Here is a 12,604-nt window from a genome sequence, read left to right as displayed (position 1 = left end):
CCGAGACCCGCGAGGTCCTCATCAGGTCCCTGGCGATGCTCCAGACCAAGCACGCCGACCTGCCCTCCCGCAAGCACGGCAACCCGCCGCAGTGAACGCACGTACGACAGCCGCCGCGGGACCGCGGATCCGGCCAGGAGATGACTGATGGTCAAGCAGGAACGCGCGGCCCGTACCCGCCAGGCACTCATCCGTGCCGGGGCCGAGGTCTTCGCGCAGGAGGGTTTCGTGTCCGCTTCGCTCTCGGCGATCAGCCGACGGGCCGGAGTGAGCAGCGGAGCCCTGCACTTTCACTTCGAGAGCAAGAAGGCGTTGGCCGAGGCGGTCGAGAGCGAGGCGCTCGAAGCGGTGCGCCGGATCGTCCGGGAGGCGTCCGCGCGGGACGACCGGGCGCTCGCGGGGCTGATCGACGCCACCCACGGGCTGATGAACCGGATCGCCGAGGACGTCGTCGTACGGGCCGGCTTCGAGCTGTCGGGCGATCCGGGGCGGGGGGAGGGGCCCACGCTGCGCTGGGAGTGGCAGCAGTGGGTGGAGGGAATGGTGCGGCGCAGCGCGGAGGAAGGCTGGCTGGCACAGGGGGTGTCCGCGGACGACGCGGCGGCCGCCATCGTGGCGGCGACCATGGGGTTCGAGGTGATGGGCACCGAGGACAAGGCCTGGCTGTCGGAGAAGAAGGTCGCCGGCTTCTGGGAGCTGCTGCTGCCGCGGCTGACCGAGCGGCATGCGCAGATGAGTGCGGGGTGGAGCACGCGGGGCCGGGTGGGAGCTCAGCGTGGTGAACCCGATCCCGTCGTGGGAGGGCAAAGCCGCCCCGGGACGCTTTGAACCTCAAAAAAACAGACCGGTCAAGCTGTTTTTTGTCCCGGTTTGCCCGTGTGGTGCGTCGGAGGTGGGAGCCTGTGGTCTGTTTGAAGGGGGGCTTCCATCGTTATATCAACGGGTAAAACGGGCATTTAGCGCGGTAAATGCTCCATCTGGAAAATAAAAACAGCGCGGACGGTTTGATATTGACAAACCGTCCGTCCTGTTTTTTAGTTGTGGACATGCCGCCAGACGGCTGGGCTCACGACTCAACATGCACGGGGACAGGGGAGACGGCATGGACATCGACGTTCTGGGCGCACTGAGTGTCCGGGAGAACGGGGTCTCGGTGACTCCGACGGCACCGAAGCCGCGGCAGGTGCTGGCGCTGCTCGCCCTTCATGCCGATCAGGTCGTGCCCGTGGCGACGCTCATCGACGAGCTGTGGGGCGACCGGCCGCCGCGCAGCGCCCGCACCACGCTGCAGACGTACGTGCTGCAGCTGCGGGAGCTGATCGCGGCGGCCGTGGAGCGCGACCCCGAGAACGCCGCCCGGCGTTCCGCCAAGGACGTGCTCGTCACCTCCCCGGGCGGGTACCTCCTCAACGCCTCGGGCGGCACCATCGACGTCTGCCAGTTCGAGCAGCTGGCCGGCATGGGCTACCGGGCCATGGACGCCGGGGACTTCACCGGCGCGGCCCGCCAGCTGGGGGACGCCCTGAGCCTGTGGACCGGGTCCGCGCTCGCCGACGTGCAGACCGGGCCGCAGCTGGAGATGGAGGCCAAGCGGCTGGAGGAGAGCCGGCTGTGCGCGCTCGACCAGCGCATCGAGGCCGATCTGCGGCTGGGCCGCCACCGTGAGCTGCTGGGTGAACTCACCGTGCTGGTCCGCCGCTACCGCACCCACGAGAACCTGCACGGGCAGTTCATGCTGGCGCTGCACCGCTCCGGCCGGCGCAGCGAGGCGCTGGAGGTCTACCAGCGGCTGCGCACGGCGCTCGTGCGGGAACTCGGCCTAGAGCCGTCCGCCGGGCTGCGCCGGATGCAGCGGTCGATCCTCATGTCGGGGCCGGAGCCCGTGCTCGGCCAGCCGGCGGCCGGGGGAGAACGGCTCAGCCGGGTGGGCTGAGGGACCACGCACGTGAGCCTGTGGGTGAGGAGGAGCCGAGATGCAGGCCAGGTCGGAGAGGACACGGCGCAGGCTGGTCCGCGCGGGGGCGGAGACGTTCGACCGCAACGGCTACGCCGGCGCCACACTCGGGCAGATCGCCCGGACGGCGGGCCTGACCAAGGGGGCGCTCTACTTCCACTTCGCCTCCAAGGACGGGCTGGCCGACGCCGTACAGGAACAAGGGCAGTCCGTGCTGCGCGACTTCGTCGTGCGGCAGGGGGAGGCGGGGGTGCCGCCGGTGCAGGGGCTGATCGACCTGTCGCACTGGCTGGCGTGGACGCTGTACGAGGATCCGGTGATCCGGGCGAGTTTCCGTATCACCGAGGAGTGCGCCGGTCGGCAGCATCCGGTGGCCGACTTCCACCAGGCCTGGATCACGGAGGTGGTGCGGCTCGTGGACCAGGCCCGGGCGGCCGGTGAGCTGCGTGAGCAGCTGGACGCCGACGGGCCGAAAGCCCTGCTGTCCGCGGCCGTGTGCGGACTCGAGGTGCTCGCCGAGTCCGGCATGCGGTACCCGGAACTGAGGCGCCGGGTCGGGGCCTCGTGGGAGTTCCTGCTGCACTCCCTGGTGCCGGCCGGGCATGCCGGGCGCTACGACGTCCACGCCGCCGGGCTGCTCGCGCGGCCGGCCGAGGCCGCCTGAGCCCGGCGCCCTGTCCGCTCTCGTCCTCTGTCCACCTCTCGTCCCGTCCCGTGGGTCGGCCCTCACTCGCTCGAACGGAGTAGGAGGCGGCAGGTGATCCCTCGCACGGGCCAGTCGCGGTGCGCGGCTTCATCCCGGTCGGCGATGGTCCCGGACCGTACGCACCTTCGATACTTCCGTCGTCGGCCTGCCGGGACGGATCACTTGGAGTCAACCCATGCCGCATGACAGTCAGACAGTTCCGGCCACGGCGTCCGCCTCGCCCGACGACCTGCTCACCGAACTCGTGGTCATGCTCGCCGCGGTCCTGCGCCTGAAGCCCGAGAAGATCGACCCGAGCCATACGTTCCGGTCGCTGGGGCTCGACTCGCTGCTGACCGTCGAGTTCGTCGCCACCGTCAACGCCCGTTACGGCACGGCCGTCAAGGCCGACGCGTTGCTGGACCAGCCGACGCCGCTGGCGTTCGCCCGGCATGTCGCCCGGGAGCGGGGAACGCCGGGGGCCGCCCCGGCAACGGCGCCGGTCCGGTGCGGGCCTGCCGCCGCCTCCTCCACGCCGCGCGTCGACAGGCCCGCACCGGTCGCTCCGGCCGTGCGGCTGCCGCAGCCCGCGTCCGGGGCCGCCGCGCCCGGCGGGGGAGCGGTGCTGGACGTGCTGCGGGAGGAGCTCGCCCGGATCCTGTGCTGCGACCCCTGGGACATCAACACCCGTACCGCCTTCAACCTGCTGGGCGTGGACTCGATCCTGGGCGCGGAGTTCGTCGCGACCATCAACCGCATCTACGGGCTGCACGAACGCGCCGTCACGCTGTACGACCACCCCGACCTCACGGCGATGGCCGCGTACATCGCCTCCGCCGCGCCCGCCCCGGCGCCTGCGGCCGCGGCAGCGGTGTCCGCGGGCGACGGCATGGACCTCGACGCGCTGCTCGACGCGGTGCACGACGGGCGGCTGTCCATCGACGACGCGGTGGCGCTGCTGCCGCGCCGCGACTGAACAGGCCGGGTGCTGTGCGATGAACGAACGCGAGATACTCACGCGCTTCAAGGCCGGGACGCTCGACCGTCAGCAGGCGGCACGACTGCTGACCGGGGCGGTCGACGTGGCCGTGCCGGCGGCCGTGGCGGAACCGGAGACACCGCGGGTCCCACCCGTGGCGGACCGGCCGGCCGGGGCCGCCGGGGCCGTTGCGTCCGGTCGGACCGGGGCCGGGGACGCCGTCGTGAGGACGGCTCCGGCGACCGGTGGGGACCCGAAGGCGGCGGTCGACGATCGGTACGCCGTCGTCGGTATCGCCGGGCGCTATCCGTCGGCGAGCGATGTGGACGCCTACTGGGAGAATCTGCGGGAGGGCCGTGACACGTCCGCGCCCGCGCCCGTCGCCCGGCCCGGCGACAACCCGCTGGCTGAGGGGCAACGCGGGTACTTCGTGGACGGGGCGGCCGACTTCGACCCCGAGTTCTTCGGTGTCACCGCGGCCCGGGGCACGGCGACGGATCCTCAGGAGCGGCTGTTCCTGGAGGTGGTCTGGGAGGCCCTGGAGGACGCGGGCTGCACCGGGTCCCGGCTGGACGCGCTGACGACCGCCGAAGGCGCGCCGCGTGCGGTCGGGGTGTTCGCCGGGGTCGGCTCCTTCGACTACGCGCTGCTTGCGGCGGCCGCCTGGGCGAACGACGCGCGCGAGATGCCGGCGGGCGGCCACGGAGGGCCGTCCGGGACGGCGGCCGGGCTGCTCGGGCTGACCGGGCCCGCGCAGGCCGTCGACACCGCCGAGTGTTCCGCCCTGACCGCCGTCCATCTCGCGGTCGGGGCACTGCGCCGGGGCGAGTGCGCGGCGGCCGTCGCCGGCGGCGTCGAACTGCTGCTGCATCCCTCGCGCGCCCGGGACGGGGCGGGGGAGGGTGTGGGAGCCGTCGTGCTCAAGCCGTTGGCCCGGGCGCTCGCCGACGGCGACCGGATCCATGCCGTACTGCGGGACACCTTCAGCGGGTTCGGCCCGCGGCGACCGGGTCCGGTCGCGGCCGGCCGGGGCGGGACGGGCCAGGGGTGCGAGGTCGAGGAGACCAGGGAGAGCACCGCGGCGCGGACCGGGCACGCCGGGGCGGCCACCGGGATCGCGGCGCTGACCGCCGCCGTACTGCAGGTGCGGCACGGCGTGCTCGTCCCCCGGGACGGCGCGGGGGCGGGCGCACCCTGGCCGCGGGCGACGGACGCGCGCGGGCGCGAGCTGCCTCGCACCGCCGGCGTCGAGGTGTCGGCGGACGGCGGGCATGTGGCCGGTGTCGTGGTGGAGGAACACCTGGCCGCCCCGGGCGGGCCGCCGCGCCGGCGGGCGACGGGGGAGGACGGCGCACGGCGTCCGGAACTGGTGCTGCTGTCGGCGCCGACGCCCGCGCATCTGGCCGCCACCGCCGGACGACTGGCGGACTGGCTGGACGGGCGGGACGGGCACGATGAGGACGGCGCCGGCCGGCTGGCCGGGGTGGCCCGTGCCCTGCGCGGAGGGCGGGCCGCCCTGCCCTGCCGGATCGCGGTGCTCGTCCGCGACGTACCGCATCTCGTCGCCGTGCTGAGGCGAGTCACGGACGGCGGGGACGCGGACGCCGGTGGTGTGCTGCGGTGGGCCGACCTGCGGGGAGGGGCGGCGGATCCGCTGGGGCTGAACGAGGTGCCGGAGACCCGTGACTACCTTGCCGCACTGTGGCGGGAAGGGCGTCTGGAACAGCTGAGCAGACTGTGGCTGCAGGGGGTCGACGTCGACTGGGGCGCACTGGAGACCGCGGTGCCGGGGGAGGCGACGCAGGTGGTTCCGCCGCCGTCGGTGCTCCTGCGCAGGCCCCTGTGGCTGGGGGCCGGCCGCGAGGCCGGTGCGGCCCGGCGGTCGGAGTCCGCCACATGACCGAGCAGGCCCCGGCGGCCGGCCGCCTGAACACCCGCGAGCACCCCGAGCCGGTGAAGCTGTGGTTCTGTCCCAACGACGAACTCGCCCCCGGCATCGCGGCGATCCTGACCAGACACTGGCTGGACGAGCACGAGCAGGAGATCGCCGGAAGGTTTCTCTTCGAGCGCGACCGGCGTCAGTACCTCGTCGCGCACGCGCTCGTGCGACGGGTGCTCGCGCTGGAGAGCGGGATCCCGGAGGCGGAAGCCGTGATCTGGCGGTCCTCGCGCGGGCGGCCCTTCCTGCAGAAACCGGCCGAGGGACTGCCGCGCGGCGGCCGGGAACTGGACTTCAACCTCTCGCACGCCCACGGCCACAATCTGCTCGGCGTGGTGCGCCGGCACCGCATCGGCGTGGACGTGGAACGGCTGGACCGGGGGGACCAGGGCTTCGGCGCCGTCGTGGAGACGTTCACCGAGTCCGAGCAGGCCTGGGTGGCGCAGGCGGCGCCCGGCCGGCCCCGCGACCGGCGGGTGCTGCGGCTGTGGACACTGAAGGAGGCGTACTCCAAGGCGCGCGGGCTCGGGCTCGGGCTGCCCTTCGACGCGTTCTCCTTCACCCTGGCCGAGGACCGGGGCGTGCTCGCCTTCCAGCCGCCGGAGCAGGACAGCGGACGGGGCTGGCGCTTCGTGGAACTCGAGCCGGTGCCCGATGTGCTGGCCGCGGTGGCCGTACTGGCCGACGACGACGCCTCGCCCGAGCTGCACCTGCACCACGGCTTCCCGTGGGAGCGGGCGGCGCACCGGCTGCTGACGCTGCCCGAGCCGGTTGCGCTGTCGGGCTGAGGGGGCGTGATGCAGGGGGGCGGCCCAGGGGGGAGGTCCGGGGCGCGGCGCGCATTCTGGGGTTCTCGGTGCGCCGTGGGCGGGCCGAGGATGGGGCGGACCGCCCGTGTGCCGGCCCCGAAGGAGTGCTTTCGTGTCCCTGACCTCCGTGTCCGCCCCCCGCGCGGCCGCCGCCCAGCAGGTCGTCGACGCCTGTCAGTTCAGGGACGCGATGGCGCGGCTCGCCGCCCCGGTCACCGTCGTCACCACCGTCGGCACCGACGGCCGCCGCCGCGGATTCACCGCCAGCTCGGTCACCTCCGTCTCCGCCGAACCGCCGCTGCTGCTGGTCGGCGTCACCCGGGGGACGAGCTGCCATCAGCCGCTGCTGGCGGCGGGGGAGTTCGTCGTCAACGTGCTCGGCGGTCACCACGGCGAACTGGCCCGGCGGTTCGCGGCCCCCGGCGTCGACCGGTTCGCGGGCGGCGAGTTCGAGGAGTGGCCCGGCAGCGGGCTGCCGTATCTGCCGGACGCGGCGGTGGCGCTGCGCTGCACCACGGCCGGTGTCGTGACCGCCGGGGACCACGACCTGCTGCTCGGCACCCCGGCCGAGACACGGGGGCGCGGTTCGAGCGGGGCTCTGGTCTGGTACCAGCGGGCCTTCCACGCTCCTGTGCAGACTTTCCAGGACGGAAAGGCGGCCGTGCACGCAGCCTGACGACGGGGGGATGCTGGTGGACCTGACACGGCGGGACGGTGAACTCCGGCTGCTGGACGAACTGCTGGCGGAGGTCCGGCGGACCCGGGGCGCCGTCGCGCTGGTGACGGGCAGCCCCGGCACCGGCAAGAGCGCCCTCCTGCGGGCCTTCGCCGCACGGGCCGCCACGGCCGGTGCGGCGGTGCTGTACGCGTGTGCCTCCCCGGCGGAGGCGGAGCTGCCGCTCGGCGTGGTGAGCCAGCTCCTCAGCGGCGCCGGGAACCACGGCATCCCCACGGCCGCGCACCGGGCGGGGCAGGGCGCGGGCGTGCGGCCGGGCGACGCGCAGCCGCAGGTGCTGTACGACGCTCTGCGCGCCCTGCGGCCGGGCCGGCCGGCGGTTGTCGTCGTGGACGACGTGCACCACACGGACGAGGCGTCCGCGCGGAGCCTGCTCTATCTGTGCGGCCGGCTGGCCGCCACCGACGTGCTGCTGGTGCTGGGCGGGCAGCCGCGCCCGTCGTTGTCCCTGCCGCTCGCGGAACTGCTGGAGCACGCGCGCTGTGTGCGCGTGCCGCTGCAGCCGCTGCCCGAGGACGGCGTCGCCGAGTTCCTCGGTGCGCCCGCCCAGGGCGCGATGGACGCGGCGACCGCCGAACGGCTCGCCCCCCACTGGCACCGCTTCACCGGCGGCAACCCGCGCCTGCTGCGCGGCCTGCTCGACGACCACCGCGACTGCGAGCCGGTACGGCCCGCCCGGCCGGTCGCCGGAACCGCCTTCCGGGCCGCCGTCCGCGGATGCCTGCGCGGCGCGGGGACGGCGGTGACGCGGACGGCCCGCGCCCTGGCCGTGCTCGCCGAGGACGCCACGCTGACCCGGCTCGCCCGGTTCCTCGCCGTGCCCGAACGGACCGTGTCCTCGCGCATGGAGCGCCTCGACGCCATGGGGCTGCTGGACGGCGGACGGCTGCGCCACCGGGGTGTGCGCGCCGCCGTCCTCGAAGCGCTGACCGCCGAGGAGAGCGCAGGGCTGCACTCGCGCGCGGCCCGTGTGCTCTACGACGACGGCGCCGAACCGCCCGTGGTCGCCGTGCACCTGGTCGCCGCCGGGGCGGGCGAGGCCGGTGAACCCGTGGACGGCCGGGCCACCGGGAGACCCGCCTGGGCGGCCCCCCTGCTCGAGGAGGCGGCGCGGCACGCGCTGCGGGCGGGCGGAGCGCACCGGGCCGCGCAGTTCCTGCGTGCCACGCACCGTGCCCGCGGCGGCGGACCGCTCGCGGGCGACATGCTGGCCGCGCTCGCCCGTGCCGAGTGGGAGAACGATCCGGCGTCCGTGATCCGCCATCTGCCCGCGCTGGAACGCGAGCTGGAGGGCGAAGGGAGCGACCCGCCAGGTGACCCGCTGACCGGCCCGAAGCGCAAGGCGGAGGCGGCCGGGCTGCTGCTGTGGCACGGCCGGCACGAACAGGCCGCACGGGCCGTGGCCGGGCTCGGGGAGAGCACGGCCGTGCGGGAGGTGCGGGCCGCGCTCGGCTATGTGCGGCCGATGCCGGACGGATCTCCCGCGGTGCCCGATGTGGACACCGTCGAGCTGGTGCTGGACTCGATCGTGCACGGGCACGCGCCGCCACCCGCGGTCGCGGCCGTTCTGGTGGCGCTGCTGCACACCGGTGAGACGGAACGGGCCGCGCAGTGGTGCGCGCTGACGGCCGGGGCGGAACGGATGCGCGGCACGCCCGCCCGGCGGGCCGTGGCGTTCGCCGCGGCGGCCGTCGTCCATACGCGCACGGGGCTCCACGAGAGGGGCGGCGCGTACGCCGGCCGGGCGCTGGCGCTGCTGTCGCCGAGCGCCTGGGGACTCGCCCTGGGAATGCCGCTGTCGGCCGGGGTGCGGTCGGCGACCGAGCGGGGCGCGCACGAGGAGGCGGCGCGGCTGCTGCGGGTGCCGGTGCCGGAGGCGATGTTCCGCACCCGGGCCGGGGCGCACTATCTGCTGGCACGCGGCCGGCATCACCTGGCGGTGGGCCGGGCGCGGGCCGCGCTCGCCGACTTCCACGCCTGCCGCGACCTGCTGGCGGACTGGGGCGCACCGCCCGGGGACGCGCTCGACTGGCGGCGGCCCGCGGCGCAGGCACTGCGCGGCCTGGGCGGGGTGCCGGACGCGGATCCGACCGCGGTGCTCACCCGCGCGGAGCGGCGTGTCGCCGTGCTGGCCGCGGACGGCTGCACCAACCGGGCCATCGCGGCGCGGCTGTACGTCACGCCGAGCACGGTCGAGCAGCACCTCACCAACGTGTACCGGAAGCTGCGGGTGAAATCGCGGGGCGACCTGGCGGAGCTGGTGGGGCCGCGGGCGCGGGCCGCGGTGGGCGTGTCCTGACGGTCACGGCGTGATGATCACCGCCCTTCCGCGGTGGGACGGTTCTTCGTGCACCGCGCCCGGCCGTGGGGGGAAGGAGGGGGATGACGGCCGGGCGCGGGCGTCAGCGGGCGGGGAGGGAGGCTGTGCGCAGGCCCCAACGGTTCTTGCGGCCCAGCAGGCCGGCGGTCACGAGCTCGGCGAGGGCGGGCGAGGGCAGATGGTCCGGGGTGGGGAAACGCTCGTACAGGCGGTTCTGGATGGCGAGGGAGACGTCCAGGCCGATGGTGTCCAGCAGGGCGAAGGGCCCCATGGGGTAGCCGAATCCGTGCTGCACGGCGGTGTCGGTGTGCTCGACGACGCGGTCGTCGGCGCCGGGACGGTCCAGCAGGGCGAGGGCCGCGCCGAGGTAGGGGAAGAGCAGGCTGTTGACGATGAAGCCGGTGCGGTCGGGGCATTCCACGGCGGTTTTGCGAAGCCCGCGGCAGAAGGCGCGGGCCGTGGCGAGGACGGCGGGGGCCGTGTCCGGGGCGTGGGCGATCTCCACCAGCCGCATCACGGGAGCCGGGTTGAAGAAGTGCAGGCCCACGACGTCGGCGGGGCGGCCCGAGGCCTCGGCGCAGGCGGCGACGGACAGGCTGGAGGTGGTGGTCGCCAGCACGGTGCCGGGGGCGCACACCTCGCCCAGCGCGGTGAACATCTCCCGCTTGACGTCGGGGTCCTCGGCGACGGCCTCGATCACGAGGTCGCAGTCGGCGAGCGCGGCGAGCCGCGCGGTGCCCTGCAGCGCGGCCAGTGCCTCGGTGCGGACGGCCGGTGTCACCTTGCCGCGGCGCACGGCGCGGGTGAGGGAGCCGGCGACGGCCTCCAGGGCGTCCCGCGCCTTGTCGGTGCTGCGGGCGACGAGAACGGTGGGGTGACCGGCGACGGCGGTGACCTCGGCGATGCCGCGGGCCATGGCGCCGGAGCCGAGCACGCCGACGCGGTGCACGGGGCGGGCGGTGATCTCGTCCGGGGCGCCGGTGGGCTCCGGCAGGAGCGTCCCGGTCTCGTCCCAGGAGTGGAAGCCGCGGCCGGTCTTGCGGCCCAGGCGGCCCTCGCCGATCATCCGGTCGAGCACCGGGGCCGGTGCGAAGGAACTGTCGCCGGTGCGCTGCCACAGGTCGGTCAGGGCGGCGTGGGCGGTGTCCAGACCGATGCGGTCGAGGGTCTCGAGGGGGCCCGCGGGCAGTCCGCAGCCCAGGCGCATCGCGGTGTCGATGGCGTGGCCGGGGACGTAGCCCTCGTCGAGCAGGGCGGCCGCGCGGTTGAACAGCCCGAGGACCAGGGCGGTGGCGTCGGCGGCGGGCCGGGTGCCGACCTCCACGGCGGTGAGTCCGGCGGCGTCGAGGAGCCGGTCCAGGGCGGTGGCGGTCTCGGCGGAGGTCAGGGCCGTGCGGACGGGCTCGGCGGGGGAGCCGGCCGTCGGCGGGGTGAACAGGCGCAGACCGGCGAGGTCGGCGGGGCGCCCGGAGGCGATGGCGAGCCGGGTGAGGGGAACCGCGGCCGTGGTGGTGATCACAGGGGTGCCGGGCGGGCAGACACCGGTGATGCGGCGCAGGACCCCGGTCTTGACGGCCCGGTCCTCGGGCACGGCCTCGACGACCAGGGCCGCCCCGTGCAGCAGGGCGTGGTCATCGGTCAGGACCGGCTCGGGGGCGTCGGTGGCGCCGGCCGCCTTGAGGCGCCGGCCGACGCGGGCGAGGACCTCGGGGTCGGTGTCGACGCCGACGACGCGGTGACCGGCCGCGTGCAGCAGAACCAGCAGGGCCTCGCCGACGGAGCCGAGGCCGACGATGCCGAACGCGGGGGCGGGGAGTGGGCTCTGCGCGGTCATGGGGTCTGGTCCTGCCCTTCGCGGAAGCGGTTGATGGCCTTCAGGTGGCGGGCGCGCAGTTCGGGGTCGGTGACGCCGAGTCCCTCCTCGGGGGCGAGGCACAGCACGCCGACCTTGCCCTGGTGGAGGTTGCGGTGCACGTCGTAGGCGGCCTGGCCGGTCTCCTCCAGGGAGTAGACCTTCGACAGCGTGGGGTGGATCCGGCCCTTGACGATCAGCCGGTTGGCCTCCCAGGCCTCGCGGTAGTTGGCGAAGTGCGAGCCGATGATGCGCTTCAGCGACATCCACAGGTAGCGGTTGTCGTACTCGTGCCGGTAGCCGGAGGTGGAGGCGCAGGTGACGATGGTGCCGCCCTTGCGGGCGACGTAGACGGACGCGCCGAAGGTCTCGCGGCCCGGGTGTTCGAAGACGATGTCGACGTCCTCGCCGCCGGTCAGCTCGCGGATGCGCTTGCCGAAGCGCTTCCACTCCTTCGGGTCCTGGGTGTTCTCGTCCTTCCAGAAGCGGTAGCCCTCGGCGTCGCGGTCGATGACCGCCTCGGCGCCCATCGAGCGGCAGATGTCCGCCTTCTGGCCGCTGGAGACCACGCAGATGGGGTTGGCGCCGCCGGCGAGGGCCAGCTGGGTGGCGTAGGAGCCGAGGCCGCCGCTCGCTCCCCAGATCAGGACGTTGTCGCCCTGCTTCATCTGGGCGCCGTTGCGGGAGACCAGCTGGCGGTAGGCGGTGGAGTTGACCAGGCCCGGCGCGGCGGCCTCCTCCCAGGTCAGGTGGGCCGGCTTGGGCATCAGCTGGTTGGCCTTGACCAACGCGAACTCGGCGAGGCCGCCGAAGTTGGTCTCGAAGCCCCAGATGCGCTGCTCGGGGTCGAGCATGGTGTCGCCGTGGCCGTCGGCGGACTCCAGTTCCACCGACAGGCAGTGGGCGACCACCCGGTCACCGGGCTTCCACCGGTTCACGCCGGGGCCGGTGCGCAGGACGACACCGGACAGGTCCGAGCCGATGACGTGGTACGGCTGGTCGTGGCGGGCGGTGTCCTCGGACAGGCGGGCGTAGCGCTCCAGGAAGCCGAAGGTCGCCAGCGGTTCGAAGATGGCGGACCACACGGTGTTGTAGTTCACCGAGGAGGCCATCACCGCGATCAGCGCCTCGCCCGCGGCCGGTTCGGGGACCGGCACCTGCTGGACGTGCAGGGACTTGCGGGGGTCCTTGTCGCGCGAGTCCATGCCCTCGAACATGGCGACGTCCTCACGACGTACCACGGCGCCCCGGTAGGACTCGGGCAGGCGCAGCGCGGCGACGTCGCCCGGCGACGCCTCACCGACCACAGCACTGATGATCTCGTCCACGT

At 74.4% G+C, this 12,604-nt stretch carries 10 protein-coding genes; 8 read left to right on the top strand and 2 right to left on the bottom strand.

Annotated elements, in window-relative coordinates:
* Positions 1–147: 147 nt before the first annotated feature.
* From ACIRFH_RS31745 to ACIRFH_RS31710, 8 genes are all read left to right on the top strand, one after another.
* Entirely contained in the window at positions 148–828 is a 681-nt protein-coding gene (locus tag ACIRFH_RS31745) for a ScbR family autoregulator-binding transcription factor (RefSeq protein WP_403528434.1), read from the top strand.
* Between the two features lie 274 nt (positions 829–1,102).
* Positions 1,103–1,933, top strand: coding sequence for a BTAD domain-containing putative transcriptional regulator (locus ACIRFH_RS31740; RefSeq protein WP_403528431.1), 831 nt, complete (start codon positions 1,103–1,105; stop codon positions 1,931–1,933).
* Positions 1,934–1,973: 40 nt separating this feature from the next.
* Complete coding sequence (locus tag ACIRFH_RS31735; RefSeq protein WP_403528428.1) at positions 1,974–2,618, top strand: ScbR family autoregulator-binding transcription factor; 645 nt, start codon at positions 1,974–1,976, stop codon at positions 2,616–2,618.
* Between the two features lie 217 nt (positions 2,619–2,835).
* Positions 2,836–3,615 carry a phosphopantetheine-binding protein gene (locus tag ACIRFH_RS31730; protein ID WP_403528425.1) on the top strand — a complete coding sequence of 260 codons (780 nt, stop codon included), beginning with the start codon at positions 2,836–2,838 and terminating at the stop codon, positions 3,613–3,615.
* Positions 3,616–3,634: 19 nt separating this feature from the next.
* On the top strand, positions 3,635–5,518 hold the full coding sequence (locus tag ACIRFH_RS31725; protein ID WP_403528422.1) for a polyketide synthase: 1,884 nt from the start codon (positions 3,635–3,637) through the stop codon (positions 5,516–5,518).
* Entirely contained in the window at positions 5,515–6,345 is an 831-nt protein-coding gene (locus ACIRFH_RS31720; RefSeq protein WP_403528419.1) for a 4'-phosphopantetheinyl transferase family protein, read from the top strand. The genes ACIRFH_RS31725 and ACIRFH_RS31720 overlap by 4 nt, the downstream gene beginning before the upstream one ends.
* Positions 6,346–6,478: 133 nt before the next feature.
* Positions 6,479–7,042: a flavin reductase family protein gene (locus ACIRFH_RS31715; RefSeq protein WP_403528416.1), complete on the top strand. Its 564-nt coding sequence runs from the start codon at positions 6,479–6,481 to the stop codon at positions 7,040–7,042.
* 10 nt (positions 7,043–7,052) lie between these two features.
* Entirely contained in the window at positions 7,053–9,401 is a 2,349-nt protein-coding gene (locus tag ACIRFH_RS31710; RefSeq protein ID WP_403528413.1) for an AAA family ATPase, read from the top strand.
* A gap of 103 nt (positions 9,402–9,504) precedes the next feature.
* On the opposite strand, the gene ACIRFH_RS31705 is transcribed toward ACIRFH_RS31710, so the two are convergent.
* Positions 9,505–11,256 carry a 3-hydroxyacyl-CoA dehydrogenase family protein gene (locus ACIRFH_RS31705; RefSeq protein ID WP_403528409.1) on the bottom strand — a complete coding sequence of 584 codons (1,752 nt, stop codon included), beginning with the start codon at positions 11,254–11,256 and terminating at the stop codon, positions 9,505–9,507.
* Positions 11,253–12,602, bottom strand: a complete 1,350-nt coding sequence (gene ccrA, locus ACIRFH_RS31700; RefSeq protein ID WP_403528406.1) for a crotonyl-CoA carboxylase/reductase — start codon at positions 12,600–12,602, stop codon at positions 11,253–11,255. The genes ACIRFH_RS31705 and ccrA overlap by 4 nt, the downstream gene beginning before the upstream one ends.
* Positions 12,603–12,604 lie beyond the last annotated feature (2 nt).

The sequence above is a fragment of the Streptomyces sp. NPDC093586 genome, from assembly GCF_044764905.1.
In the GTDB taxonomy this organism is placed as follows: domain Bacteria; phylum Actinomycetota; class Actinomycetes; order Streptomycetales; family Streptomycetaceae; genus Streptomyces.
The sequence above is the reverse complement of the archived record's forward strand: the minus strand, read 5'-3'. Positions and strand labels throughout refer to the sequence as shown.

Excerpts from the sequence above, each read along its gene's own strand:
- ACIRFH_RS31745 (WP_403528434.1), top strand. The coding sequence starts at position 148 with ATGGTCAAGCAGGAACGCGCGGCCCGTACCCGCCAGGCACTCATCCGT.
- ACIRFH_RS31740 (WP_403528431.1), top strand. The coding sequence starts at position 1,103 with ATGGACATCGACGTTCTGGGCGCACTGAGTGTCCGGGAGAACGGGGTC.
- ACIRFH_RS31735 (WP_403528428.1), top strand. The coding sequence starts at position 1,974 with ATGCAGGCCAGGTCGGAGAGGACACGGCGCAGGCTGGTCCGCGCGGGG.
- ACIRFH_RS31730 (WP_403528425.1), top strand. The coding sequence starts at position 2,836 with ATGCCGCATGACAGTCAGACAGTTCCGGCCACGGCGTCCGCCTCGCCC.
- ACIRFH_RS31725 (WP_403528422.1), top strand. The coding sequence starts at position 3,635 with ATGAACGAACGCGAGATACTCACGCGCTTCAAGGCCGGGACGCTCGAC.
- ACIRFH_RS31720 (WP_403528419.1), top strand. The coding sequence starts at position 5,515 with ATGACCGAGCAGGCCCCGGCGGCCGGCCGCCTGAACACCCGCGAGCAC.
- ACIRFH_RS31710 (WP_403528413.1), top strand. The coding sequence starts at position 7,053 with ATGCTGGTGGACCTGACACGGCGGGACGGTGAACTCCGGCTGCTGGAC.
- ACIRFH_RS31705 (WP_403528409.1), bottom strand. The coding sequence starts at position 11,256 with ATGACCGCGCAGAGCCCACTCCCCGCCCCCGCGTTCGGCATCGTCGGC.